Source organism: Streptomyces sp. NBC_01498 (assembly GCF_036327775.1).
In the GTDB taxonomy this organism is placed as follows: Bacteria; Actinomycetota; Actinomycetes; order Streptomycetales; family Streptomycetaceae; genus Streptomyces.
In genome coordinates, this window is the sequence record NZ_CP109598.1 from 4,059,099 (window position 1) to 4,084,564 (window position 25,466).

Sequence of the window (25,466 nt, forward strand, 5' to 3'; positions counted from 1 at the left end):
GGCCCCACGAACCGCCTACGACGCCGGGCCGGCGCCCCGCGCCGCTTCGAGTGCCACGCGCAGGTGGCCGTGCGCGTTCCTCAGAAGGGCCGCCGCCGTGCGGGCGTCGATCGAGGCGAGGATCGTGAGGATCGCGTTCTTCACCTCGCCGCCCGTCGTCTCCAGCGCCGACTCGATCTCGTCGTCCGGTGCGCCCGTCGCCAGTGCGACGATGCGGCGGGAGCGGGCCCGCAGCTTCTCGTTCGAGGCGCGGACGTCGACCATCAGGTTCCCGTAGGTCTTGCCGAGGCGGATCATCGTGATGGTCGAGATCATGTTGAGGACCAGCTTCTGCGCCGTGCCGGACTTCAACCGCGTGGAGCCCGTGAGCAGTTCGGGGCCCACCACGATCTCCAGGCCGTGCTCGGCGGCGGCTGCCAGTGGGCTGTCCGCGTTGCAGGACAGACCGATGGTCAACGCGCCGCGCGCGCCCGCGTGTTCGACCGCGCCGACCGCGTACGGGGTGCGGCCGGACGCCGAGATGCCGACGACCGTGTCGTTCACGTCCACCTTCAGACCGTCCAGGTCCGACGCCGCCAGTTCCTTCGAGTCCTCCGCGCCCTCCACGGACGTGACCATCGCGCCCGGCCCGCCCGCGATGAGGCCGACGACCCGCGACGGGTCGGTGTTGAAGGTGGGCGGGCACTCGCTGGCATCCAGCACACCGAGCCGGCCGGCCGTGCCCGCGCCCGCGTAGATCAGCCGGCCGCCCCGTGCCATCCGCTCGGCCGTGGCGTCGATGGCGGCGGCGATACGGGGGAGCTGGGCGGCCACGGCGGCCGGGACGGACTGGTCCTCGCCGTTCATGACACGTGCGATCTCCTCCGTGGACCGGCGGTCGATCTCGGCGAGTTCGGGGCGGAACGCCTCGGTGGTGAGGGTCGCGAGTTCGGCGCGCAGTTCGCCGTACGGGGACGTGTCGCTGGGCGTGGAGGTCATGGGGAGGCGGCTCTTTCTGGCGAGCTGGACGGAACCGGCGGGCCGGCGGACCGGCAGGCCGGGCACAAAGGGGTGCGGGGGGAGAAGGGGTGGATCAGCGGGCGCGAACGGAGTACGCGGGTCAGCGGGTGCGCGGCGCGTGGCGGTGGGCCAGCGCCTCGTACGACGCGGAGAGCGCGGGCGCCGCCTTCTCGTACGTCCGCTGCGCCACGCCGATGAACAGGCAGTCCACGACGAGGAGTTGACTGGTCCGGCTGGACATCGCCGCCGGGCGCAGCTCGCTCTCGCGGGCCGTGGACGTGGTGAGCACGTGGTCCGCGTACTGCGACACCGCGCCGTCCGGGCGGCCCGTGATCGCGACCGTCGTGGCACCCCGGTCGAACGCCACGCGCAGGGGCTCGATGACGTCCCCGGTGGAGCCGGAGTGCGTGATCGCGATGGCCACGTCGCCCGGCCCGAGCTGGACGGCGTTGGTGACGGCGAGGTGCGGATCGCTGTGCGCGTGGGCTATCAGGCCGATGCGCAGGAGCTTCTGCGCGAGGTCCTGGGCGACGAGACCGCTGGCGCCGACGCCGTAGATGTCGATGCGGCGGGCGTTCGCGGAGGCGGTGACGACCGCGCCCAGCTGGACGGTGTCGAGTCCGGCCGCCGTGTCGGCGAGGGTCTGCCGCTCGTCGTGGGCGAGCTTGGCGACGACGTCCGCGATCGGGTCGTCCACGGCGATGTCGGCCGTGACCGCCGGGGCGGCGCCGGACTCCTGGTGGGCGGCGAGCCCGGCGAGGGCGAGCCGCAGGTCGCGGTAGCCGGGGTAGCCGAGGAGGCGGGCGGTGCGGACGACGGTGGCCTCGCTCGTACCGGTGAGTTCGGCGAGGCCGGTGACGGTGAGGGTGGCCGTACGCGCCGGATCGGCGGCGACGGCCTCGGCGACGCGCTGCATGGAGCGCGTCATGGACGGCGCGAGGGTCCGCACCTTGGCCGCGAGGGCGGCGGGGGCCGGCGGAGCCTCGCCGTTGTAAATTTCCTTCACGTCACTGGTCACGCCTGAAAGATAATTTCAGCCAGTGGTCCGGTCAAGGGCGCGGGTGGTCCTGGACGGGGCGGGCTGTCGCGGGCCGGGCGCGGCGGGGGCACGTACGACAATGGGTGCATGGAAGACATGAACCCCCTGGAACAGGCGCTGCACGCCGCACGCGCCCTGGTCCTCGCCGATCTCGCGGCGGGTGACGTCGCGCGGCCCGAGGTCGTCTCACTGGTGGAGGACGCCGTGTCGCACCGGCGGTGGTGGGTGCGGCAGTGGCCGGAAGGGATCGAGTACGTGGCCGGGCTGGTCGCCCAGGACGTGCAGGACGCCCTCCTGGAGACCCACGGGCGGTGGCCGCTCTGCCCCGTCTGCGGCGAGTCGCGCACCGAACTCGCCGCGGAGGGCGGGCCGCACGCGCTGGAGGTGGAGCCGGAACTGGGCGCCGATCCGCACTGGGTGTGCGGCAAGGCGGCGGTGGTGGTGGCTCCGGTGGGGTCCCTGGGCGCTGTTCTGGGGACCGGGTGAGGTGACCGGATGACCGTCTACATCGATCCGCCGACCTGGCCGGGGCACGGGCGGCTCTGGTCCCACCTGGTGAGCGACGTCTCGTACGAGGAACTGCACACGTTCGCGGCCGGGATCGGCTGCCCCGCGCGGGCGTTCGAGCGGGACCACTACGACGTGCCGGAGCACCGTTACGGCGACGCGGTGCGCGCGGGCGCGGTGGAGGTGGGGTCGCGCGAACTGGTGGGGCGGCTGACCCGGGCGGGGCTGCGGAGACGGAAGCGGTGGGCCGGGGGGTGAGGGGACGCGTGCGGTGGGCCGGGGGGACGGGACCACCGCCACCGGGGGCGGGGCCGAACGGGTCGGGGACCTGAATGCGTCGGGGACCTGAGCGGGCAGGGGAGCCTGTACGGCTCTGGGCCGGGGGTCCGCACGGGCCGGTGGCCCGAACGGGTCGGGGACCTGAATGCGTCGGGGACCTGACCGGGCCCGGGAGCCTGTACGGCCCTGGGCCGGGGGTCCGTACAGGCCGGTGGCCTGAACGGGCCGGTGGCCTGAACGGGCCGGGGACCTGACCGGGGCCGGGGGCCCGCACAGGCCGCTCGCCCGAACGGGTCGTGGACCTGACCAGGCAGGGGAGCCTGAACGGCCGGGGCGAGGGGGCCGCACAGGGCCGGGGACCTGAATGGGTCGTGGGCCTGACCGGGCACCGGAGCCTGTACGGCCCGGGACGCAGGGCTCGCACAGGCCGAGGGCCTGAATGCGTCGTGGGCGTGACCGGGCCCAGGAGCCCGAAACGGCCCGGGGCCAGGGGTCCGCACAGGCCGAGGGCCTGAGCAGGCCGGCGCCCAGGGTCCGCGCAGGCCGGTCGGGGCCGTCAGGCGTGCGGCGTCGGTGCCGACCTTTCCGTGTCCGCAGCCCTCCCCGTCTTCGCGTCTGCCTCCGCGTCCCAGCCCTTGTCCACCGCCGCGCCGTCCGCGCCCCTGCCCGGGTCCGCGTACTTGGCCTTGCCGGCCTTGCCGCCCTTGGCCGACGGTGCGTCCCCGCTCCCCGCCACCAGCCGCGTCCGCGTCCCCGCACGCTCCTGCCGCATCGCGAGCGCCACCAGCCCCGCCGCCGTCAGCATCATCGCGGCGCCCGCCCACGCCGTCGACGCGAAGCCCAGCCCCGCGTCGATCACCGTGCCGCCCAGCCAGGGACCCCCGGTGTTGCCCAGGTTGAACGCCGATGTCGCCGTCGCGCCCGCCAGGACCGGGGCCGCCGCCGCCACGTTGAACATCCGCGCGTTCAGCGCGGGCGCCGTGAAGAACGACGAGAAACCCAGCGCCGGGGCGAGCGCCACCACCGCCACCGGGCTCGACGCGGACACCGCCAGCACGGCCAGCAGCACCGTCGACGCGAGCACCCCGCTCAGCAGCACACCGAACAGATGCGCGTCCGCGACCCGGCCGCCGATCATCGTGCCGATCAGCGCGCCCACCCCGAACAGCCCGAGCACCGTCGGCACCCAGTCCTCCGCGAGCCCCGCCACGTCCGTCAGCAGAGGAGCCAGATACGAGAACGCGCAGAAGACCCCGCCCGCCGCGAGCGCCGTGATCGCTATGGCCAGCCAGACCTCGCGGTCCCGGTAGATCAGCAACTCCCGCCGCAGTTCCGGCTTCCGCTCCGGCAGCGGAATGCGCGGGATGAGCGTCACGACGCCGACCAGCGCCACCGCCGACGCCGCCCCCACCGCCCAGAACGCGGAACGCCAGCCCAGATGCGTACCGAGGAACGCCCCCGCCGGTACGCCGAGCACGTTCGCGATCGACAGTCCGCCGATCATCACCGCCATCGCGCGGGCCCGCGACGACTTCGGCACGGTCGCGACGGCGACCGCCGCGCCGACCGCCCAGAAACCCGCGCACGCGAACGCGCTGACGACACGCGAGACGAACAGCACCTCGTAACTCGGCGCGAGCGCGCCCGCGACCTGCCCGAGGCCGAAGACCGAGATCAGCGTGACGAGGGTGGTACGGCGCGGCAGCCGCAGCGTGGCCACGGCCAGCAGCGGGGCGCCGACCACCATGCCGATCGCGAAGGCGGATATGAGCAGGCCGGCGCGTGGGATCGAGACGCCCATGTCGTCGGCGATGGGCGGCAGCAGCCCGGACAGCATGAACTCGCTGGTCCCGAGGGCGAAGACGGAGAGCCCGAGGATGTAGACGGCGAGCGGCATACGGGCGCGGCTGGGCGGCGTGACGAGAGCGGGGTCCGGCATGACCCCTACAACCACCGGGCCCCGCCTCGTCATTCCTGCGCGGGCCTCCGGCACCGGCTTCCGGGGCGGGAGGCCGCCCGCGCGCGTCTCAGTTCCCGAGGGTCTCCAGCTCGGCCGCGAGATTGGCCCGAGCCCGTTCCTCCCAGGCCGCGGCACCGTGCGGCGTACGGAACAGCCTTTCCAGGTCGAGGAGTTGGCGCAGTACGGCGGCCCGGCCCGCCCGGAAGGCGTCGTCCGGGACGAAGCTGTACTCCTCCCGTACGGCACGGGTGTACGCCGCGTACGTCTCCGGCTCCGCCGCCAGGATCGCGAGATCCGCGTCACACAGCACCTCGCCGTTGTGGTCGCCGGGCGCGGGATCGTGGGTGACGGTGAGCCGGACGAGCCGGGCGACCTCCTCCGTCACGCCGGCCCGCACGCCCGCCTCGGTGAGCGCGCGCACCGCGAGGACGGCGCTGCGCTCCTCGTTCTCGGAGCGCTCGGGCCGGTAGACGGCGTCGTGGAACCAGGCGGCGAGACGGACGGCCTCGGGGTCGTCGGCGTGCGGGGCGAGGGTGTCGATGTGCTCCAGGACGGCGAGGAGATGATCCGTGGTGTGGTAGCTGCGCCGGGGCTCGGACCACCGGGTCAGCAGGTTCTCGGCGTAGGGCGCCGGGTCGGGGGTGTCGCTGTCGCGTACGGCGCCGAGGGTGCGCAGCCAGCGGGCGCGCAGACCGCCGTCGTCGCGCGTGTCGTCCTCGGGGATGCCGTCGCCGGGGGTGCCGTGAACCGCTGCCGTACCTGCCATGGACGACGAGCGTAGCCGCCCGGCCCCCGCGGCGAGTTCCGCGTTGAACTGCGCGCCCGCCACCAGCGACAGATTCGACAGCCACAGCCAGACGAGGAAGACGACGCTGCCCGCGAGCGAGCCGTAGAGCCTGCTGTACGTCCCCGAGTGCGACGCGTACAGCGCGAATCCCGCCGACGTCAGCAGCCACAGCAGCACCGCGAGCATGCCGCCGGGCAGCGCGCGGCGCAGATGGCGGGTGCCGGGCGGGCCCGTACGGAAGACGATGAGGACCAGCACGGCGGCGAGCGCCAGCAGCACCGGCCACTTCAGCACCGACCAGAGCACGGTCGTCGTCGTCCCGATACCCAGCGCCGGACCGATGCGGTGGAACGCGTCACCGGTCAGGACCAGCGTGAAGGCGCTCGTGACGAGGAGTGCGAGCAGCGCGCACGCCGTGATCACGATGCGCGGGGCGGTCCGCCACGGAGGGCGGTGGTCGACGGCGCCGTTCATCCGGTGCAGCGCCCGGCGGAAGACGCCGAGGTAGCTGGATGCGGACCAGAGCGCGCCGACGGCGCCGAAGATCGTGAGCAGCCAGGCCGCGGTGCGCTGGTGCGTCATCTGGTCCAGCGCGTCGCGGATCAGCTGACGGGACTGGGCGGGCACGAGCGAGGTGATCTGGTTCGCCAGCTCACCGGTCGCGTCCGAACCGGCGAGGCCGATGGAGGCGACGGTCACCAGGAGGGCGGGGATGATCGCCAGGACGGTGTAGTACGTCAGGGCGGCGGCCGAGTCGGTGGCGTCGTCCCGCCACAGCGCGATGGGCGTGCGCCGGAGCGCGCGGGCGTAGCGGCGGGGGTCGCGCGGGGCGCGCCCGGCTTTCCCGGTACGTGAGGGATGCGGGGGCCACCAGGCGTGTGCCGGGCGGGACGTGGGCACTCTGGTCTCCCCGTGGGGTGCGTGGTGGTCGGGCCCGGTGTGCTGCCCTCCCCCTCAGAGTGCCCTGCGACGGAGCTTCGACGCGGCACACCGGTGCGGCGCGCGCGTGGTGTCGGGCCCGCCGGGGAGTGGACGCCCGGTGAGCGAGGCGGTCGGGGAGCGAGCGGTCGGGGGCCGGGCCGGGCCGGTCGAACGGCCGGGGGCGGGGGCCGGTCGAGCGTCCGGGGGCGGGGCCGGTGACCGTCATGGCCACCGGCCCCGCCCCGTCGACCGGATTCGGGAACCCGCACCGGAAACCCGTCACGGTCGCTCAGCGGGTCATCACTGGGCCAGCCACTTCAGGCCGTTGATCAGGAAGCGGTTCTGTGTCGCGCTGCCGAAGGTGGAGGACAGGCCGGTGTTGGTGGCGTAGTCCATGGCGTTGTGGCCGAAGTTCGCGTACAGCATGCGGTAGTCGCTGTTGGTCCACAGGATCGGGTAGTCGCCGCTGTACCAGGACTGGTTGGGGTCCGTGCCGAGCGGGAAGCTCGACCGGTCGACCGAGGCCAGGACCTTGATGGACGGGTTCGACCGGAGGTTGTTCGACCAGCTGTACCACTCACTGACCGACGAGGTGAAGGTCGCCGGGACACCCGCGAGCGCCGGGTGCGAGGTGTTCTCGGTGCGCAGTGTGGCGGTGGTCGGACCCCAGGTGTTGGAGCGGAAGTTGCCGCTGCCCAGGAACTGGTTGTGGTACCAGGGCCACTGCTGGGCGCCCGTGGTGAACGCGGCGACGTGGAAGCCCATCCAGCCGCCGCCGGCGCGCATGTAGCTCTCGAAGCCCGACCGCTGGGCGGCGCTCTGCGGCAGGTCGTCGAGGAAGAGGACGACGTCGACGCCCTGGAGGCCGGTGCCGGTCAGCCGGTTCCAGTTGTTGGTCGACTCGTAGGTGAAGTTGTTGGCCGCCGCCGTCTGGGGGAACCACCTGTTGGCTTCCTGGACGAAGTTGATGTGGGCGGCGTCCCAGGTGCCCTGGTAGAAGGCGAGGACCTTGAAGTCCGCCGCCTTCTCCCCGGCGGGGGCGGCGGAGGCCGTACGGCCGGTGGTGGGCAGCGCGGCCAGGCAGAGGAGGACGGCGAGCAGCAGGAGCAGGCGGAGCGGGTGTCTCGTGGAACGTGTCCCGGTGAGCACGTGACGGTCCCTTCCTGAGTGGGGGTTGCCATGGGGGTTGTCATGAATATGACAGATGGGAAGGAAAGGCAACAGAGGGCGCCGAGGGTGTCCGGGCGCCCCGTACACGAAGTGGCCAGGACCCGAAGCGGCACGAACGGTGAAGCGCCCCGTACGCGAAGCAGAACGGACACGAAGCGGCGTGCACCGGGAGCCGGTGCACGCCGCTCACTCACTCACGCCCGCCCGCGAACGGGGACCGCCTCACACCACGCCGATCCAGACGTCCGCGCCGAGGGTCCCCTTGATGTCCGAGGCCACCGAGCCCGGATCGACTTCGAATCCCAGGGAGTAGACGACCGTCTTCTCCGGGGTGCGCACCTGGAGGCGTACCGGACTGTCCCCCTTGTGCGCGCCCAGGATCCTCTTCAGTTCCTGAACGGTCGGCTCGTTCACGCGGTGCGCCCGCAGCTGGAGCTGTACGGGCGGCTTGCCGCCGCTCTCCGCCGACGAGACGTCCAGCACCTCGATCTCCTGGCCGAAGATGCTGACCGCCCCGTCACGGTCGTTGAGACGGCCCTGTACGGACACCACACTGTCCGGGATCAGCGCGTGCTGCACGAGCGTGTAGGTGGCCGGGAAGAACAGGATCTCCATCTCGCCGTCACGGTCGGCGAGATTCACGATGGCCCACGGGTTGCCCTGCTTCGTCATCCGCCGGTCCACGCTGGTGATCAGGCCGGCGAGCTTAGCCACGCCCTCGGTGCGGCCCGAGCCGACGAGTTCGCTGATCGTGGTGTCCCGGGCGCGGGACAGGATGTGCTCGGTGCCGTCCAGCGGGTGCGCGGAGACGTACATGCCGAGCATCTCCCGCTCGGCGGCGAGGAGTTGCTTACGGGGCCACTCGCCCTCGTCGATCTTGAAGTCGAGGCCGAAGACGGGGGCGCCGTCGTCGCTGCCGCCCATGTCGCCGAAGAGGTCGTCCTGGCCGATCGCCGCCTGCTTCTTGACCGGGATGATCGAGTCGATGGCGTCCTCGTGCACGGCCGACAGGCCCTTGCGCGAGTGGTTCAGCGAGTCGAAGGCGCCGGCCTTGATGAGGGAGTCGACGGCCCGCTTGTTGAGCGCGGCGATGTCCGCCTTGTCGAGGAAGTCGGGGAACGAGCCGTACTTGCCCTTCGACTTGCGGGACGCGACCAGCGATTCGATGACGTTCTCACCGACGTTGCGGACCGAGCGCAGACCGAAGCGGACGTCGTCGCCGACGGCGGTGAAGTTGGCCACCGACTCGTTGACGTCCGGCGGCAGTACCTGCACGCCGAGCTTGCGCGCGTCGGCGAGGTAGACGCCCGCCTTGTCCTTGTCGTCGCCGACGGAGGTGAGGAGCGCCGCCATGTACTCGGCCGGGTAGTTGGCCTTCAGGTAGGCGGTCCAGTACGACACCAGCCCGTATCCGGCGGTGTGGGACTTGTTGAAGGCGTAGCCGGAGAACGGGAGCATGACGTCCCAGAGGGCCTTGATGGACTCCTCGGAGTACTTGTTGTCCCGCATGCCGCCGTGGAACTTCTCCCACTCGGCGGCCAGCACCTCGGGCTTCTTCTTGCCCATCGCGCGGCGCAGCAGGTCGGCGCCGCCGAGGGTGTAGCCGGCGAGCTGCCGGGCGATGGCCATGATCTGCTCTTGGTAGATCAGCAGATGGAAGGTGTTGCCGAGGATCGGCTCCAGGGCGTCCCGCAGTTCGGGGTGGATCGGCTCGATCTCCTGGCGGCCGGTCTTGCGGTGCGCGTAGTTGGTGTGCGCGTTGGCCGCCATCGGGCCCGGCCGGTACAGGGCGAGGGCCGCCGCGATGTCCTCGAACCGGGTCGGCTCCATCAGCTTCAGCAGGGTGCGCATGCCGCCGCCGTCGAGCTGGAACACGCCGAACGTGTCGCCCCGGCCGAGGAGTTGGTACGTCGTCGGGTCGTCCAGCGGGATGGGCTGCTGGTCGTCCTGGGGGACGGTGTCGGTGGTGATGCTGACGCCGCGGTTCTCCCGGATGTTCTGGAGCGCGTGGTCGATGACGCCCAGGTTGCGCAGACCCAGGAAGTCCATCTTGACCAGGCCCATGTCTTCGCAACTGGGATAGTCGAAGCCGGTGATCTTCACGCCGTCCTTGGCGCGCATGTGCAGCGGGATACGGTCGGTCAGCCTGGTCTTGGACAGGATGACGGCCGCCGCGTGGACACCGGTGTTGCGGATCAGGCCCTCGACGCCCTTGGCGCCGTCCATGACCTTCCGGACGTCGGGCTCGTTCTCGTACAGCCCCCGGATCTCGCCGGCCTCCCCGTAGCGGGGGTGGTTCGGGTCGAAGATGCCGTCCAGGGGGATGCTCTTGCCCATCACATCGGCCGGCAGGGCCTTGGTGATGCGCTCGCCGTGGCTGAACGGGTAGCCCATGAGACGCGAGGTGTCCTTGATCGCGTTCTTGGCCTTCAGCTTGCCGAACGTGTTCACCATGGCGGTGTACTCGTCGCCGTACTTCTCCACGACGTACCGCACCATCCGGTCGCGGTGGCGGTCGTCGAAGTCGAGGTCGACATCGGGGGGGTTGATGCGCTCCGGGTTCAGGAACCGCTCGAAGAGCAGACCGTGCTCCAGCGGGCACAGCTCGGTGATACGGGTGGCGTACGCGACGATCGAGCCGGTCGCGGACCCTCGGCCGGGGCCGACCGGGATCCGGTTGTCACGGGCGTACCGGCAGATGTCCGCGACGACGAGGAAGTACGAGCTGAAGCCCATCGGGCCGATGACCTTCATCTCGGTCTCGAACCGCTCGGTCACCTCGTCGGGCAGGGGAGTGCCGTAGCGCATCTCCAGCCCCTTGACGCACTCCCGGCGCAGCCACGATTCCTGGGTCTCGCCCTCGGGGACGTCCGGGAACTGCGGCATCTCGTCCTCGGGGTCGAAGACCTCCTTGTAGGACTCGATCCGCTCGGCGATCAGCAGGGTGTTGTCGCACGCTTCGGGAAGCTCCGAGAACAACTCCCGCATCTCTGCGGCGGTCTTGAGGTAGTAGCCACTGCCGTTGAACTTGAACCGGTTCGGGTCGTCCTTGTTCTTGCCGACGCCGATGCACAGCAGGTTGTCGTGCGCGTCCGCGTGCTCTTCCAGCACGTAGTGGGCGTCGTTGGTGGCCAGCAGGGGGATGTCGAGATCCTTGGCCAGCCGCAACAGGTCGGCGCGGACGTTGCGTTCGAGGTCCAGGCCGTGGTCCATCAGCTCCAGGAAGTAGTTCTCCTTGCCGAGGATGTCCTGGTACGAGGCGGCCACCTCGCGCGCCTCGGCGTACTGGTTCAGCCGCAGCCGGGTCTGGATCGCGCCCGAGGGGCAGCCGGTGGTGCCGATGATCCCCTCGGCGTGCTCGGAGATCAGCTCCATGTCCATCCGGGGCTTGCCCGCCGGGAACTGGCCCGTGTACGACGCCTCGGTGGCCAGGTAGAACAGGTTGCGCAGGCCCTGGACGTTCCGCGCCCACATCGTCATGTGGGTGAACCGGCCGCCGCCCGAGACGTCCTTCGAGCCCTCGCCGTCGTCCGACATGGCCCGGACTCCGCCGGGGCCCCAGAACTCCTGCTTGCGATTCCGGCGGCTGGAGGGGGCGACGTACGCCTCGATCCCGATGATCGGTTTCACACCGTCGAAGCCCTTGGCCACCTGCTGGAACTCGTAGGCACCGAACATGTTGCCGTGGTCGCTCATCGCGATCGCCGGCATGCCCTGCCGCGCGACCTCGGCGAACATCGGCTTCAGCCGCTGGGCACCGTCCAGCATCGAGTATTCGGTGTGATTGTGCAGGTGAACGAAGCTGTCAGCCACCGGGAAGGCACCTCCGAGGCAGGTCTGGGGAAGCCCCCACCCTATCCCTCGGCGCCCCGCCGGGGAGCGGCCCGGGGGGTGTCCGCCGGCGTGATCGACGGAGACGTCCCCCGGGCCGCTCCGAGCCCGCGGGCCCCCCGGTCCGCGTCTCGTCCCGCGCCGGTCCGGCTCCCGTCCCGCTCCCGGTCCGCCCCCTCAGCCCGCCGCCTTGAAGCCCCGCAGCCGCAGCGAGTTGCCGACCACGAACACCGACGAGAAGGCCATGGCCGCGCCCGCGATCATCGGGTTGAGGAGCCCGGCCGCCGCGAGCGGGATCGCCGCGACGTTGTAGCCGAACGCCCAGAACAGATTCCCCTTGATCGTGCCGAGCGTCCGGCGGGCCAGCCGGATGGCGTCGGCGGCGGCACGCAGATCGCCGGTCACCAGGGTCAGGTCACCGGCCTCGATGGCGGCGTCCGTCCCCGTGCCCATGGCCAGTCCGAGGTCCGCCTGGGCGAGCGCGGCGGCGTCGTTGACCCCGTCCCCGACCATCGCGACCGACGCGCCCCGCGCCTGGAGGCGCTTGACGACCTCGACCTTCTCCTCCGGCATGACCTCGGCGATCACCTCGTCGATCCCGACCTCCTTCGCCACCGCCTCGGCGACGGTCCGGTTGTCCCCGGTGAGCAGGACCGGCGTCAGCCCGAGGGCGCGCAGCCGGCGCACCGCCTCGGCGCTGGTCTCCTTGACGGCGTCGGCGACCTCCAGGATGCCGCGCGCCTCGCCGTCCCAGGCCACCGCGACGACCGTACGGCCCGCCGCCTCCGCCGCCCGCCGCCCGCTCTCCAGCTCCTCGGGGAGCCGGATCTCCCACTCGGCCAGCAGCTTCGCCCGGCCCGCGACGACGGCGCGGCCCGCCACGACGCCCCGGACGCCGAGGCCGGGGACGTTCGTGAAGTCCTCGACTCCCGGCAGAGCGCCGACCCGCTCGGCCGCGCCCGCCGCCACCGCGCGGGCGATCGGGTGCTCCGAGGCGTGCTCCAGCGCCCCCGCCAGGCGCAGGAGTTCGTCCGCGTCGGTGCCCGTGGCCGGGTGAACCCCGAGAAGGGCCATCCGGCCGGTGGTGACGGTGCCGGTCTTGTCGAGGACGATCGTGTCCGCCTCGCGCGTCGACTCCAGCACCTCGGGGCCCTTGATCAGGACGCCGAGCTGGGCGCCGCGCCCCGTACCCACCATGAGGGCGGTCGGGGTGGCGAGCCCGAGGGCGCAGGGGCAGGCGATGATCAGTACGGCGACGGCGGCCGTGAACGCGGCCGTCAGGCCCGCACCGTTGCCCAGCCAGAAACCGAACGTGCCGAGCGCGAGGGCGATGACCACGGGCACGAAGACGGCGGAGATCCGGTCGGCGAGCCGCTGGGCCGCCGCCTTGCCGTTCTGCGCGTCCTCCACCATGCGCGCCATCCGGGCGAGCTGCGTGTCGGACCCGATCCGGGTGGCCTCCACCACGAGCCTGCCGCCCGCGTTGAGCGTGGCGCCCGTGACCCCGTCGCCGGGGGCGACCTCCAACGGCACCGACTCGCCGGTGAGCATCGACGCGTCGACGGCGGACGTGCCCTCCACCACCGTGCCGTCGGTCGCGATCTTCTCCCCGGGCCGTACGACGAACCTGTCCCCGACCGCCAACTCGCCCGTCGGAAGCGTCACTTCACGGCCGTCGCGCAGCACGGTCACTTCCTTGGCGCCCAGCTCCAGCAGCGCCCGGAGCGCGGCGCCCGCCGTGCGCTTGGAGCGGGCCTCGAAATACCGCCCGGCCAGGATGAAGGCGGTGACGCCCGCCGCCGCCTCGAAGTAGATGTTCCCCGCGCCGTCCCCGCGCGCGACGGTCAGCTCGAAGGCGTGGGTCATGCCGGGCGTGCCCGCCGTGCCGAAGAACAGCGCCCACAGCGACCAGAGGAACGCCGCCGACACACCGACCGAGATCAGCGTGTCCATCGTGGCGGCGCCGTGCCGGAGGTTGGTCCAGGCGGCGCGGTGGAAGGGCCAGGCGGCGTACGTGACGACGGGGGCGGCGAGGGCCAGGGACAGCCATTGCCAGTACGCGAACTGGAGGGCCGGGATCATCGCCATCGCGACGACGGGCACGGCCAGTACGACGGCCGTGATCAGCCGTTGGCGCAGGGGGCGCAGCCCGTCGTCGGCCTGGTCGGGCTCGGCCTGTTCCCGCCCGTCCTGTTCCCGCCCGTCCTGCTCCCGCCCGTCCTGCTCCCGCCCGTCCGGGCCGGTGTGCGGGGTGGGGCGGGCCGGCCGGGGCGGGGGTGGCTCGGCCGCCGTGTAGCCGGTCGCCTCGACGGTGGCGATCAGGTCGCGTACGGAGAGGGCGCCGGGCGCGTAGCTGACCCTGGCCTTCTCCGTGGCGTAGTTGACCGTCGCCTCGACGCCGTCCATGCGGTTGAGCTTCTTCTCGACACGGGCCGCGCAGGAGGCGCAGGTCATACCACCGATGGCCAGCTCGACGTCGGCCGTGGCGGCGGCCGGGGCGCCGGGGGTGCCGGCGGATGTGTCGGTCGTCCGGGCGGTGCTCATGACTGGTGTCTCCTCCGTGTCGGGGCTCCCGGGAGTTCGTCATACCCCTGGGAGGTATCTTCCCCTGTTCCGGTATACCCCTCGCCCCTATCCCGGGCAAGGGTAGTTCCTCGGTTCTCCGAGGTTGACTTTATACCCCCTAGGGGTATCTTCGAACCATGGATGTCAAGGCGAACGCCGGACGGTCGAACATTGGGCTGTCGAACACCGGAGTCAGGATCGCCGCGTACGCCGCCGTGCTCGTCGCGGTGTTCGGGGTCGCGTACGGGGTGGGGGCGGCGATGGACCCCGTGGTCGCCGAGAAGCCGCCGCCCGCGGTGCACGAGGAGGAGCGGCACGGCGGGGAGGGCGAGGGCGGGGGTGACGGCAGGGGTGAGGCGGCGCCGACGGCGCACTGAGCGCCTGCCGCACGAGTGATCCGAGGCGTACGGGCGCCGTTCTCCCGGATTTCGGGCGCGACGGGCATGACGGGCACCACGATCGTGACGGGGAGGGGCGGAACGTGGCCTTCGCCGTGCGGAGCGGCGATCGGTGATGTCGTGTGGGGGTAGGCGTAGTGATGCGGTCGCGCCGTGCGACGTCGTAGGCTGGCTATTGGACTAGACCTATAGAGGTCTCCTCTCGACCAGCTTCCCGAACGGAATGGGTTCCCATGAGCAAGCGTGCAGTCCTGGAGGTGATCGCCCTCGACGCCGAGGACGCCGTCGCGGCCCAGGCGGGTGGGGCGGACCGCCTTGAGCTGGTCACCGACATGGCGGCGGACGGTCTCACCCCGCCGGTCGAGACCTTCGCCAAGATCCGCGCCTCGGTGGACATTCCGCTGCGCGTGATGCTGAGACTCCAGGACGGGTTCGCGGCGGGCACCCCGGACGACGTGGACGCGCTGGTGGACGCCGTGGGCGCGATGCGGATGGAGGGGGCGGACGAGTTCGTGCTCGGCTTCCTCGACCCGGCCGGCAACCCGGATCTCGTCACCGTCGAACGGCTGGTCGCGGAGCTGGACCCGTGCCGCTGGACCTTCCACCGCGCGATCGACCGGGCGGCCGACCGTGACGAGCTGCGCAAGCGGCTGGCGGACCTGCCGGGCCTGGACACGTATCTCACGGCCGGTTCGGCGAACGGCGTGGACGACGGCATCCCCGTCCTGCTGGCGGAGGCGGCGTCCGCCGCCGACGACGAACCGGGCTACGGTCCCGAACTCCTCGTCGGCGGCGGCCTGCGCCTCGACCATCTGCCCCGGCTGCGGGCGGGCGGCCTGCACGCGTTCCACATCGGCGGCGCGGCACGGCCGAACGGCTGGGAGGCGCCGGTGGACGAGGCGACGGTACGGGAGTGGCGCGAGGCGATCGACGCGTAGGCCCTGTCCGGGTTACGCGGATTGCGCGGGGCCGGCGGGGGACGCGGGCGGGACGGAGCGGGTGCGCGGGGCGCACGGGGCGCGGGTTACGCCGGGAGGTCGGCGCCCGGAGCGCCCGCCGCGCCGGTTTCACCGGTCTTGCCGGTCCCGGTCGTCCCGCCTGTCCCGTCCGTCTCGTTCGCCGTGTCTGCCTCCGCCCGGTCGTCGGGGCGGGCGGGGGTGACTGTCCCGTCCGCCTCGATGCCCTTGAACGAGAGCACCACGATGGCGACGGCTCCCGCGAAGATCCCGATGTCGGCGACGTTGCCGACGAAGAAGCCCGCGTAGTCGATGAAGTCGACGACATGGCCGTGCCCGAAAGAGGGTTCGCGCAGGAGCCGGTCGCCGAAGTGCGACGTGGCGCCGCCGAGGAGCAGCCCGAGGGCGTACGCCCAGGGGGTGGAGCGCACGCGCCGGGCGTACCAGGCGATGCCGACGACGGCGACCCCGGCGAAGATCGTGAAGATCCAGGTCACGCCGGTGCCCATGGAGAAGGCGGCGCCGGGGTTGTAGACGAGCCAGAAGCGGATGACGTCGCCGATGACGGAGATCGACCGGGCGTCCCCGAGCGCCCCGACGGCCCACCACTTGGTGCCCTGGTCGACGAGGAGCAGCGCGAGGGCGACGCCGAGAGCGATCCAGAAGGGCCGCCGGACGGAACCGAGGGCGTGGGGGCGGTCCGGGTCCCCGTCCGGGCCCCGGTCCTCCGGGCCCCGGTCCTGGCTCCGGGCCTCCGGTGCGGGCGGGGCGCCGGTGGCCGTACCGTCCCCGTCAGCCCCGTCAGCCCCGTCAGCCCCGTCAGCCCCGGGGCCGTGCGCCGCCGCCCCCGCACCTGCCCCCACGTCCGCCGTCGGCACGTCCGTCCCCGTCACGTCCGCCGCCGTCTCCGCCCCGGGCTCCTCGTTCGCGTTCACCCCGACAGTGTCGCCTACTCGCCGGATCCCGCCCACGCGGAGTCCAGCTGGCGGGGGAGCGGGGAGGCGTGGAGGACCGTCAGGCCCGAGACCGCGCGGGTCAGGGCCACGTACAGACGGCGCAGGCCCGTCCGCTCGTCCGGCTCGCCCGCCACCACCGCCGCCGGCTCGTCCAGGACGACGTAGTCGTACTCCAGGCCCTTCGCCAGCGACGCCGGGACCAGGGTGAGGCGGGAGGCAGCGGTCGTCTCCTGCCCGGGTTCCAGATACGGCAGGTCCGCCGCCGTCAGCGCGGCGGCCAGCGCCGGGACCCGGGCGTCCGCCGTGATCAGGCCGATCGAACCCTCGTGGCGCAGCGCCTCCACGCACGCGCCGACGACCGCCGCGTCCAGACCGACCGCCGTGTCCGGACCGTCCTCCGCCCCGTCCGCCGTGTCCGGGCCCTCCGCCGCCTCGACCCGCCGTACCTCCAGCGAGCCCGGCGACTCACGGACCGACGCCACCGCCGTCAGCCCCGGCGAGATCGCGGGCAGCAGGCGCGACGCGTACGCGATCACCTCACGCGGTACGCGGAAGCCGGCCGTCAACTCCTCCACCACCGCGTCCGGTTTGCCTAGATGAGCCAGCGCCTCCGCCCAACTCCCCGTCGCCCAGGGCGTGGTGCCCTGCGCCAGGTCCCCGAGCACCGTCGCCGACCCGGTCGAACAGCGTCGGCCCACCGCCCGGTACTGCATCGGCGACAGGTCCTGCGCCTCGTCCAGGACGACATGGCCGAGCGAATGCGTGCGGGACACCAGGTCGTTCGCCTCGTCGATCAGCACCGCGTCCGCCGACGACCACTTCGCCGCCTTCACGCCGCGCGGCGGCTTCGCCCACAGCAGCGCCTTCTGCTCGTCCGCCGTCAGCACCCCCTCCGCGTGCGCGGCGAGGAAGTCCGCGTCGGAGAGCAGCCGCAGCACCAGCTTCGCCGGGTCCACGGCCGGCCAGATCGCCTTCACGGCCGCCTTCACCGCCGGGTTGCGGGCCACCGCGTCCTGCACCCGGTCGTCGGGCGCCTCACCGGATCTCTCCATCTGAACGAGCACGGCGTGCGCGATGCGCTGCGGCAGGGCGTCGTGCGCGGCGCCGTAACGGATGTCGCGGTCCAGCAACTCCCTTACGGTCTCTTCGAGTTCGTACGCCGGTACGCGCCAGCGCCGGGAGCAGCGCACCACGACGACCGGCTCCGTCGGCAGCGTGACGTGCGAACGGACCGCCCGCCGCAGCACCCGCGCCATCCGGGCGTCGCCCTTGACGACCGCCGTCTCCGCGCTGTCCGCGCCCAGCACCCGCACCTGGCCGGGCGCCGACGCGACCAGTTGGTCGACCGTCGCCTGCTTGACCTCCAACTCGCCCAGCGCGGGGAGCACTTGCTCGATGTAGTGGAGGAAGGAGGCGTTCGGCCCGATGACGAGGGTGCCGGTGCGGGCCAGCCGTTCCCGGTGCGCGTACAGCAGATACGCCACCCGGTGCAGACCGACCGCCGTCTTTCCGGTGCCGGGACCGCCCTGGACACACACGGAACCGCCCAGCCCGGAACGGACGATCTCGTCCTGCTCGGGCTGGATCGTCGCGACGATGTCCCGCATGGGCCCGACGCGCGGTCGCTCGATCTCGGCCTGGAGCAGCTTGCCGGCGTGCGGCGTGTCCGCCTTCGCCGGGTCGGAGAGGTCCTCGTCCTCGTACGCGGTCAGCTCCCCGGCCGTGTAGCCGAAGCGGCGGCGCAGCCCGACGTCCAGCGGGTTCTTCCGGGACGCCTGGTAGAAGGGCTGGGAGACGGGCGCGCGCCAGTCGATGACCATGGGGTCGCCGCCGGCGTCGTGGACGTGCCGCCGGCCGATGTAGAAACGCTCGCCCTCGGCGCCCTCGGCCTCGGCGGCGCCGACCGCGTGCAGATAGTCGAGACGGCCGAAGAAGAGCGGGGTGTGGGAGAGGTCGGCGAGGGCCTTGATGCGGTCGTCGATCTGCGCTTCGAGGACGGCGGCGTTCACCCAGTTCGCCGTCACGTCACGGATGTCGAGGGCCTGCACGTCCTCGCGCATGGCGCGGAGCGCGGAGCGGGAGGCGTCGAGATGGGCCCGCTCACGGGCGAGCGGGTCGTCGGCCCGGTGGTGGTCTGGTGCGGGGTCGTGCGCGGACACGGTGGTGCCTCCGGATGTACGCAGGCCGACGGGCCGCGACCCGGGCTGGAGCGGGGGTGGCGGCGAGGCGTCGGCGGTGGATCACGTCAGGGCGGCCACCCGGTTTCCGACCGGCCGGCGCCGCTCCTCGGAGGGAGGCGGGGAGAAGAGGGAGAGTGTAGCCACGGGGCGGCGGGCGGGCGAACGGGTTTCCCGCCCCGACGGCGCGGACCCCGACCAGGACTCGGAGACGCGCGCGCCACCGTCCACTGCCGGGCAGACCCAACTGGCCTGCGGGTGAGGCGAGTCGGGCGGGCGCCGGTCTTGTTCATCCGCTGCGGCGACCACTGCACGGGTTACGCTCGACGGGTTGACGAACGGCGTCCGTCAGTTTCACGCGAAGGAACTGCAAAGCCCCGGCTGGGCCGCAGGTCACGAAGGGTTTTCCCCGCACGGGCGGGGGTGTTCCGAATTGGACGAGGTGCGCGCGCAAATCGTCAAGGTTTTCCCCGCACGGGCGGGGGTGTTCCGCTGCGGCGGGTGGCGCTCTGCATGGTGCCGAGATTTTCCCCGCACGGGCGGGGGTGTTCCGAGATCCTGCGCGCTCTTACCGAGGCAGGCACCGTTTTCCCCGCACGGGCGGGGGTGTTCCGCCTGGGGAGGCGAGGACTGCGGCCGGAACATGGTTTTCCCCGCTCGCGCGGGGCTGTCCCTCCCCGCTGGCGCCCCCGTCAAGACCGGCACCCCGCCCACCCGACATGGACGAACAACGCTCACGACCGCGCGCCCGTCTCCGTCGGACCCCGGTTCCTCGGGGGGACGGAGGCGTACGCCTTCTCGGGGATGCCCTAAGGGATCCCCTATCCCTGGAGTCGTAGCGAACGGCGTCCCGGATTACCACCCCGGACCGACGCGTTTGCGGCGCCCGCGCAGGACCATGGACATATGAGTACCGCGACCTTCACCCCGATTCCCTCCGGGCACGTCCGCCCCGCGCGCAGCGGGGCGACGGCGCTCGGGTCCGAGCCTCATTCCGGTGCGCACACCCCGCATCCGGTGGGCAACGCGCTGCGAGCCGTCAAGGTCTTCGTCGGCGCCGCGTTCACCGTGGCCGTGCTGGGGGAGTACGGCGAGGAGGCGGGCGTCATGCGCTGAGTCGGCGAACCGCCGCCGCCTTGGCCGGTGCCCGTCCCGCTGCGCCGTCGCCGTCCCCCCGGACACCCCGCAGTCGGTCCCACCACCGACTGTGGTGCGTGCGGAGGCTCGGCTTCCTGTTCGCGGAAGGCCGGGGCCCGTACGGCAGCGGCTGTCGCGCTCGGCTTCGCGGCTCGCGGCCGGGACCTTCCGGTTCGTGCCGCCCGAGCGCGGAGCGCGACCGCCCTGGTGGCAGCAAGGGTCGGCGTCCCGGCACCCGCAACCGTCGCTCGCGTCCGCGCCCGGAGCCGTACCACCCCCGGGCGCCCGCCGGCCTGGCGTACGCGATTCCCTCAGCCGCCCGCCAGCAACTCGTCCGCGTCCACGATGCGGTACGCGTACCCCTGCTCCGCGAGGAAGCGCTGGCGGTGCGCCGCGAAGTCCTGGTCGATCGTGTCGCGCGCCACCACCGAGTAGAACCGCGCCTCGTGCCCGTCCGCCTTCGGACGCAGCACCCGGCCGAGCCGCTGTGCCTCCTCCTGCCGGGACCCGAACGTGCCCGACACCTGGATCGCGACCGTCGCCTCCGGCAGGTCGATCGAGAAGTTGGCCACCTTCGACACGACCAGTACCGAGATCTCGCCCTGCCGGAACGCCTCGAACAGCTTCTCCCGCTGCGCGTTGCTCGTCTCGCCCTTGATCACCGGGGCGTCCAGATGCTCGCCCAGCTCGTCCAGCTGGTCGATGTACTGGCCGATCACCAGTGTCTGCTCGCCCTTGTGCTTGCGGACCAGCGCCTCCGTCACCTTGCGCTTCGTGGCGGTCGTCGCGCAGAACCGGTACTTCTCGTCCTGCTCGGCCGTCGCGTACGCCAGCCGTTCGCCGTCCGTCAGATTGACCCGTACCTCGACGCAGTCCGCGGGCGCGATGTAGCCCTGCGCCTCGATCTCCTTCCACGGCGCGTCGAACCGCTTGGGCCCGATGAGCGAGAAGACGTCCGACTCACGGCCGTCCTCCCGTACGAGCGTCGCCGTCAGCCCCAGCCGGCGCCGCGCCTGGAGGTCGGCGGTGAACTTGAAGACGGGCGCGGGCAGCAGATGCACCTCGTCGTAGACGATCAGGCCCCAGTCGCGCGAGTCGAACAGCTCCAGATGCGGGTAGACGCCCTTCCGGCGCACCGTGAGCACCTGGTACGTCGCGATCGTGACCGGGCGGATCTCCTTGCGCGTACCGCTGTACTCGCCGATCTCCTCCTCGGTCAGCGACGTACGCCGGATCAGCTCGTGCTTCCACTGCCGGGCGGAGACGGTGTTGGTGACGAGGATCAGCGTCGTGGCCTTCGCCTGCGCCATCGCGCCCGCGCCGACGAGCGTCTTGCCCGCGCCGCACGGCAGGACGACCACCCCGGACCCGCCGTGCCAGAAGCCCTCGACGGCCTGTTTCTGGTACGGGCGCAGCGCCCACTCCCGCTCGTCCAGCTCGATCGGGTGCGCCTCGCCGTCCACGTACCCGGCCAGGTCCTCGGCCGGCCAGCCGAGCTTCAGCAGTGTCTGCTTGATCTGCCCGCGCTCGGAGGGGTGCACGGCCACGGTGTCCGGGTCGATCCGTACGCCGACCAGCGGCTGCACCTTCTTCGACCGCAGGATCTCCTCCAGCACCGGGCGGTCGGTGCTGGTCAGCACGAGCCCGTGGGTGGGGTGCTTGGAGAGGGTGAGCCGCCCGTACCGGGCCATGGTCTCGGCGACGTCCACGAGCAGCGCGTGCGGCACCGGATAGCGCGAGAACTCCACCAGCGCGTCGATGACCTGCTCGGCGTCGTGCCCGGCGGCGCGGGCGTTCCACAGCCCCAGCGGGGTCAGCCGGTAGGTGTGGATGTGCTCCGGCGCGCGCTCCAGCTCCGCGAACGGGGCGATGGCCCGCCGACAGGCGTCGGCCCGGTCGTGGTCCACCTCCAGCAGCAGCGTCTTGTCGCTCTGGACGATCAGAGGTCCGTTCACGTACCCGCATCCCTTCCGCACCGGCCAAACGACCAGTGTCGCGCATCGCGGCCGTCTTCGGCACGGAAGTGACCCGCACCTCACCCGCACGCGCGCCCACGGACATCCCGCACCCGGCCGCGTCTGCGTGCGTAGGTGGCCCCGGCCGGGGAAAGCGGGGCGTATGGCGGCTGAAGCGGGACGGAACGGTGGGCGCGGGAGCGCGCGTGTGGGGGATGGGGCAGGGCGGGGCGGGGCGGACTGGAGTACGTCGTGGGGCGGGGCCGTGCTGCGGGTGGTCATCCTCGCTGTCGCGCTCATCCTGCTCGCCGGGTTCGCCGTCGTACTGGCGAGCCTGACGCTCACCCCGTCGCCCGCCTCGTCGGAGATAGCCGGGGCCAATCTGCGCCCCGGGCACTCGTTGCGGATGTACGCCGAGGACTACACGTTCCTCGCCGCGTGCAAGCAGGTCGGCGGCAATGTGCTGATGGGCGCGCCGTTCGGGCTGTTGCTGCCGGTGCTGGTGCCGCGCAGGTTCCGGATGCTGCGGGTCATCGCGCTGACCGCCGCCATGATGATCGTGGTGGAGCTGGCGCAGGGCGCGGTCGTCGAGGGCCGGGCCTTCGACGTGGACGACGTGATCATGAACACGAGCGGTGCGTTCCTCGCGTATCTGCTGCTGGGGCGGCGGCTGAGCCACCGTTTCCACACCCTGGGGTTCCGGTCCCTGGAGGCGCGGGCCCAGCGCGAGGAGGAGCGGGAGCGCGAGCGGGTGGCCGAGAAGAAGGCCCGGCGCGCGGGTGTCGTCACGGACGCGGGCGGGCGTGCGCCGTGGAGCGAGCGGGTGCGGTCGGCGGTACGGCGCGAGCCCGCGACGGGTACCCGGACCACGGCCCGGAAGGCGGCTCCCAAGGAGACCGCCGCCAAAAGGCCCTTCGTGAACAGGCCGTTCGTCAAGAAGGCCCCGTCCGTGAAGACGACGCCCGCCAAGGCGTCCGCCAAGACATCCACGAAGGCGTCCGCGAAGACGACGGCCGCGCAGGCCAAGGCGGGCACCAAGGCGGCTCCCAAGGCCAAGGCCGGCTCGTCCCTCGCCGGGCGCTTCCGGAAGTAGCCCTCCCGGACCCGGACCCGGACCCGGACCCGGACCCGGACCCGGACCCGGACCCGGACCCGGACCCGGACCCGGACCCGGACCCGGGCCTCCCGGGCCTCCCGGACCCGGTCCTCCCGGCCCTCCCGGCCCCCTTCTCCCGGCGGCGCCCTACGCCGGGTCGTCCGCCAGTTCCGCCACTCCCGTGATGCGGTGCAGCGGGTATGTGCGGACCTCGTCCGCCGTGTGGTCGTACGCCGTCACGAAACCGCCCTCGACCCGCACCGGCGCGATCACGCGCTGGCTCGCCGCGCCCTCCGCGTTGACGTACCCGATCCAGACCGCCGAGCCCGTCAGCGCCGCCGCCTGCACCGTCGCCAGCGTCTCCGCCGGTGCGGTGCGCGGCAGTTCGCCGCCCGTCGGCGCCGTGGAGGTGACCGGGTCGGGGAGCGTCGCGCGTACGGCGTTGGCCGCCTGGTCACCCGCCCGGATCGCCCGTACCGCCGCCCCGAGCAGTGTCGGCGCGGGCACCGGCGGGCCGTCCGGCACGGGGGCGGGCGGTGTACGCGGCGGGGTGCGGTGCGCGTGCGCCCGGGTGACCAGGACATCGCCCTCGGGGGACTCGGCGGTGGGCGCCAGGCCCATCGCGCGCAGCCCTTCCAGCAGTGTCCGGGGGTCGGCCTGGGTCGCGAGGACCGTGGGTGCGAGACGGCGCAGCCGCAGGGCGCCCGAGCGCCGGTCGGCCAGGATCTCCTCCAGGACGGCCTCGTCGTCGCAGCGCACGTACGCCGACGCCGAGCCGATCCGCAGATGCCCGTGGCGCCGCGCCATGTCGTCGATCAGGTAGCTGAGCGGCTGCGGCACCGGCGTACGGCTGTGCGCCGCGAGGAAGGCGTGCAGGTCGGACGCCGCCTGCCCGGCGTCGAGCGCGCGGCGTACGGAGGCGGGCGTGAAGCGGTAGACGGTGGCGCCGCCCCGGGACTCGACGTCGGCCAGCACGGACAGCGTCTCGGCCAGCGGGCGCAGCAGCGGGCCGGGGGCGACGGCCGTCAGGTCGGCCTGGAGGAGTACGTGGTCGAGCGGTTCGGGGAGGTGGGGCGCGAGCGCGTGGGCGGCGCGCAGACCGCCCACGGAGAGTTCCGCGCCGGAGTCTCCCGCGCGGGAGACGGGCTTCGGGACCGCCGTGCCCCCGGTTCCGCCGGGCGTCTCGGCGATCAGCGCGCGGCCGTGCGACGACAGGGCGCCCCGGCCGGTGACTCCGAGCATCTCCGCCTCGTTCAGCGTCCAGGCGGCGACGCGCGCCCGCAGGTCCTCGGGCCGGTTCGCCGCCGTGCCGCGCAGCGGGCGCTCCCAGCGCAGCCGGGCGAGCACGCTCTCGGCGTCCGGCGCGGTGCCCTCGGGGAGACTCGCGAGCAGGTCGAGCACATGGCGCCGTACTTCCGGCGCGCTGCCCCGGTCCAGATCGGGGCCGAGGGCGGCGAGCGTACGGCCCTTGCTGTCCTGGCTGCCGACCAGGCCCGCCGTGCGGGTGGCGGTGAGCCAGGCGGCGGCCAGCCGCGCCCACCGTTCGGCGGGCGGCAGGTCGGGCCACTCGTCGTAGGCGGGCGTCGGCGCGTACCGTTCGTCCGCCTGTCCGTCCGCCGCCAACAGCCCTGCCGCGTAGGCGAGTTCGACCCAGAAGGCGGCCACGGGCTCGGTGACGTCCAGGGCGGTGGCGGTGCGTTTGAGGTCCCGTACGGAGAGGCCACCGGCGCGCAGGACGTTCGGGCCGCCCTCGTTCCACTCCCGGGCCAGCTCCTCGACCGTCTCCAGCGCCGTGTACGCCTGCGCCGCCGCCGCGCTGTCCACAACCTGTGGACGGCCGGCGGACGCCGAGGCCCCCGGCACGGCCGACGCCGCCGAGGCCACCGACACCGCCGAGGGGTGCGGGAGGATCTCCGGCGGCTCCGGCTCGGTGTGCCGGTGCGCGCGCCCGCCCCGCAGATGCAGCGCGGCCTCGCGCGGCAGTACGACGGTGCGCGTCGAGGTCGGCAGCAGCAGCCCGTGGTCCCGCAGCCACTGCACGGGCGGCGCGGGCTTGGAGGTGATCTCGCCGTACGGCGGCCCCCACACCAGCCGGTCGAGCACGGCCAGCGACTCGGACGGGGCGGTGTCGAGGAGCGCCGCCATCCGGGTGCGGTCGGTGAACAGCGTGGTCAGCGCGGCGACCGCCGAGACCGGGTCGTGCGTGGAGGGCAGCCCGGCGGTGGTGATGATCTCCTGGAGGCGGCCCGGCGACATCCCCGCCGTGGCCTCGGCGACGGTCGGCCCGAGCCCGGTCGGGGACGGGTGGCCGGGCGACGGGGCCAGGATCTCGCGGGCCGTGCGGACCAGCCGCAGCCGGTCGTCGGCGCCCCAGATCAGCGCCTGCTCGCGCAGCGCGTCGACGGCGCGCGGCAGGGCCGCCTCGACACGCGGATCACCCTCGTCGCCGGTCATCAGCGCGCGGACGCCTTCGTACGAGGCGGGCTCGGCCGCCGCCGCCAGCGCCTCGGCGGTCTGGAGCGTGAAACGGTCGAGCCGCTCCAGCGCCCGCATGACGGAGGCGCGGGTACCGGCCCGGGTGGCGAGCTGGCCGAGGTCGTTGGGGACGGGGCTCAGCAGGTCGGGACGCGCGCGCAGCAGGGCGGCCAGCGCGTCGTCGTCGCGGGTGCGCAGGGCCTCCGCGAGCGTACGCGGGGGCGTTCCGCCGGATCGTTCGGACACGTGCGCCTCCAG

At 72.8% G+C, this 25,466-nt stretch carries 16 protein-coding genes, 2 pseudogenes and 1 CRISPR repeat array; of the genes and pseudogenes, 6 read left to right on the plus strand and 12 right to left on the minus strand.

The features are described 5' to 3' along the window. Positions 1-15 precede the first annotated feature (15 nt). Together murQ and OG875_RS17370 are read right to left on the minus strand one after the other, a co-directional pair. Positions 16-978, minus strand: a complete 963-nt coding sequence (murQ, locus tag OG875_RS17365) for an N-acetylmuramic acid 6-phosphate etherase (RefSeq protein ID WP_330175137.1) — start codon at positions 976-978, stop codon at positions 16-18. A gap of 121 nt (positions 979-1,099) precedes the next feature. Further along, complete coding sequence (locus OG875_RS17370) at positions 1,100-2,017, minus strand: MurR/RpiR family transcriptional regulator (RefSeq protein ID WP_330175138.1); 918 nt, start codon at positions 2,015-2,017, stop codon at positions 1,100-1,102. A gap of 108 nt (positions 2,018-2,125) precedes the next feature. Here OG875_RS17370 and OG875_RS17375 point away from each other — a divergent pair, with 108 nt between their 5' ends. Then, positions 2,126-2,524, plus strand: coding sequence for a hypothetical protein (locus OG875_RS17375; protein WP_330175139.1), 399 nt, complete (start codon positions 2,126-2,128; stop codon positions 2,522-2,524). A 9-nt stretch (positions 2,525-2,533) separates the two neighbouring features. Continuing rightward, positions 2,534-2,803, plus strand: a complete 270-nt coding sequence (locus tag OG875_RS17380) for a DUF4031 domain-containing protein (RefSeq protein WP_330175140.1) — start codon at positions 2,534-2,536, stop codon at positions 2,801-2,803. A gap of 577 nt (positions 2,804-3,380) precedes the next feature. Here OG875_RS17380 and OG875_RS17385 read toward each other — a convergent pair. The 6 genes and pseudogenes from OG875_RS17385 to OG875_RS17410 form a co-directional block, all read right to left on the minus strand. After that, positions 3,381-4,721, minus strand: a complete 1,341-nt coding sequence (locus tag OG875_RS17385; RefSeq protein WP_330177778.1) for a Cmx/CmrA family chloramphenicol efflux MFS transporter — start codon at positions 4,719-4,721, stop codon at positions 3,381-3,383. A 130-nt stretch (positions 4,722-4,851) separates the two neighbouring features. Then, complete coding sequence (locus OG875_RS17390) at positions 4,852-5,550, minus strand: HD domain-containing protein (RefSeq protein WP_330177779.1); 699 nt, start codon at positions 5,548-5,550, stop codon at positions 4,852-4,854. Between the two features lie 90 nt (positions 5,551-5,640). Continuing rightward, positions 5,641-6,471, minus strand: a pseudogene (locus OG875_RS17395) (YihY/virulence factor BrkB family protein); the annotation flags it as partial. A 330-nt stretch (positions 6,472-6,801) separates the two neighbouring features. Beyond that, positions 6,802-7,641: pseudogene (locus OG875_RS17400) on the minus strand (ThuA domain-containing protein); the annotation flags it as partial. A gap of 243 nt (positions 7,642-7,884) precedes the next feature. After that, positions 7,885-11,475 carry a DNA polymerase III subunit alpha gene (gene dnaE, locus OG875_RS17405; RefSeq protein WP_330175141.1) on the minus strand — a complete coding sequence of 1,197 codons (3,591 nt, stop codon included), beginning with the start codon at positions 11,473-11,475 and terminating at the stop codon, positions 7,885-7,887. A 195-nt stretch (positions 11,476-11,670) separates the two neighbouring features. Beyond that, positions 11,671-14,037, minus strand: coding sequence for a heavy metal translocating P-type ATPase (locus OG875_RS17410; RefSeq protein ID WP_330175142.1), 2,367 nt, complete (start codon positions 14,035-14,037; stop codon positions 11,671-11,673). Between the two features lie 158 nt (positions 14,038-14,195). Here OG875_RS17410 and OG875_RS17415 point away from each other — a divergent pair, with 158 nt between their 5' ends. Together OG875_RS17415 and OG875_RS17420 are read left to right on the plus strand one after the other, a co-directional pair. Then, a complete protein-coding gene (locus OG875_RS17415) occupies positions 14,196-14,435 on the plus strand; it encodes a hypothetical protein (RefSeq protein ID WP_330175143.1) in 240 nt (79 codons plus the stop codon). A gap of 254 nt (positions 14,436-14,689) precedes the next feature. After that, on the plus strand, positions 14,690-15,394 hold the full coding sequence (locus OG875_RS17420) for a copper homeostasis protein CutC (RefSeq protein WP_330175144.1): 705 nt from the start codon (positions 14,690-14,692) through the stop codon (positions 15,392-15,394). 86 nt (positions 15,395-15,480) lie between these two features. Here OG875_RS17420 and OG875_RS17425 read toward each other — a convergent pair whose 3' ends face one another. Then, positions 15,481-16,347: a signal peptidase II gene (locus OG875_RS17425; RefSeq protein ID WP_330175145.1), complete on the minus strand. Its 867-nt coding sequence runs from the start codon at positions 16,345-16,347 to the stop codon at positions 15,481-15,483. Positions 16,348-16,361: 14 nt separating this feature from the next. Beyond that, a complete protein-coding gene (locus OG875_RS17430) occupies positions 16,362-18,428 on the minus strand; it encodes a HelD family protein (protein WP_330177780.1) in 2,067 nt (688 codons plus the stop codon). A 520-nt stretch (positions 18,429-18,948) separates the two neighbouring features. Further along, positions 18,949-19,220: direct repeats of the CRISPR family, unit length 28 nt; unit sequence TTTTCCCCGCACGGGCGGGGGTGTTCCG. A gap of 231 nt (positions 19,221-19,451) precedes the next feature. Between OG875_RS17430 and OG875_RS17435 the strand changes: the two genes are divergently transcribed. Then, a complete protein-coding gene (locus OG875_RS17435) occupies positions 19,452-19,661 on the plus strand; it encodes a hypothetical protein (RefSeq protein ID WP_330175146.1) in 210 nt (69 codons plus the stop codon). A gap of 332 nt (positions 19,662-19,993) precedes the next feature. Here the strand turns inward: OG875_RS17435 and OG875_RS17440 are convergent, their stop codons facing one another. Beyond that, positions 19,994-21,637: a DNA repair helicase XPB gene (locus OG875_RS17440; protein WP_330175147.1), complete on the minus strand. Its 1,644-nt coding sequence runs from the start codon at positions 21,635-21,637 to the stop codon at positions 19,994-19,996. A gap of 208 nt (positions 21,638-21,845) precedes the next feature. On the opposite strand from OG875_RS17440, the gene OG875_RS17445 reads away from it, so the two are divergent. Beyond that, the gene (locus OG875_RS17445; RefSeq protein WP_330175148.1) at positions 21,846-22,730 is read left to right on the plus strand and encodes a VanZ family protein; all 885 of its coding nucleotides are present in this window, start codon (positions 21,846-21,848) and stop codon (positions 22,728-22,730) included. Positions 22,731-22,880: 150 nt separating this feature from the next. On the opposite strand, the gene OG875_RS17450 is transcribed toward OG875_RS17445, so the two are convergent. Then, positions 22,881-25,454: a helicase C-terminal domain-containing protein gene (locus OG875_RS17450; RefSeq protein WP_330175149.1), complete on the minus strand. Its 2,574-nt coding sequence runs from the start codon at positions 25,452-25,454 to the stop codon at positions 22,881-22,883. Positions 25,455-25,466: the final 12 nt, after the last annotated feature.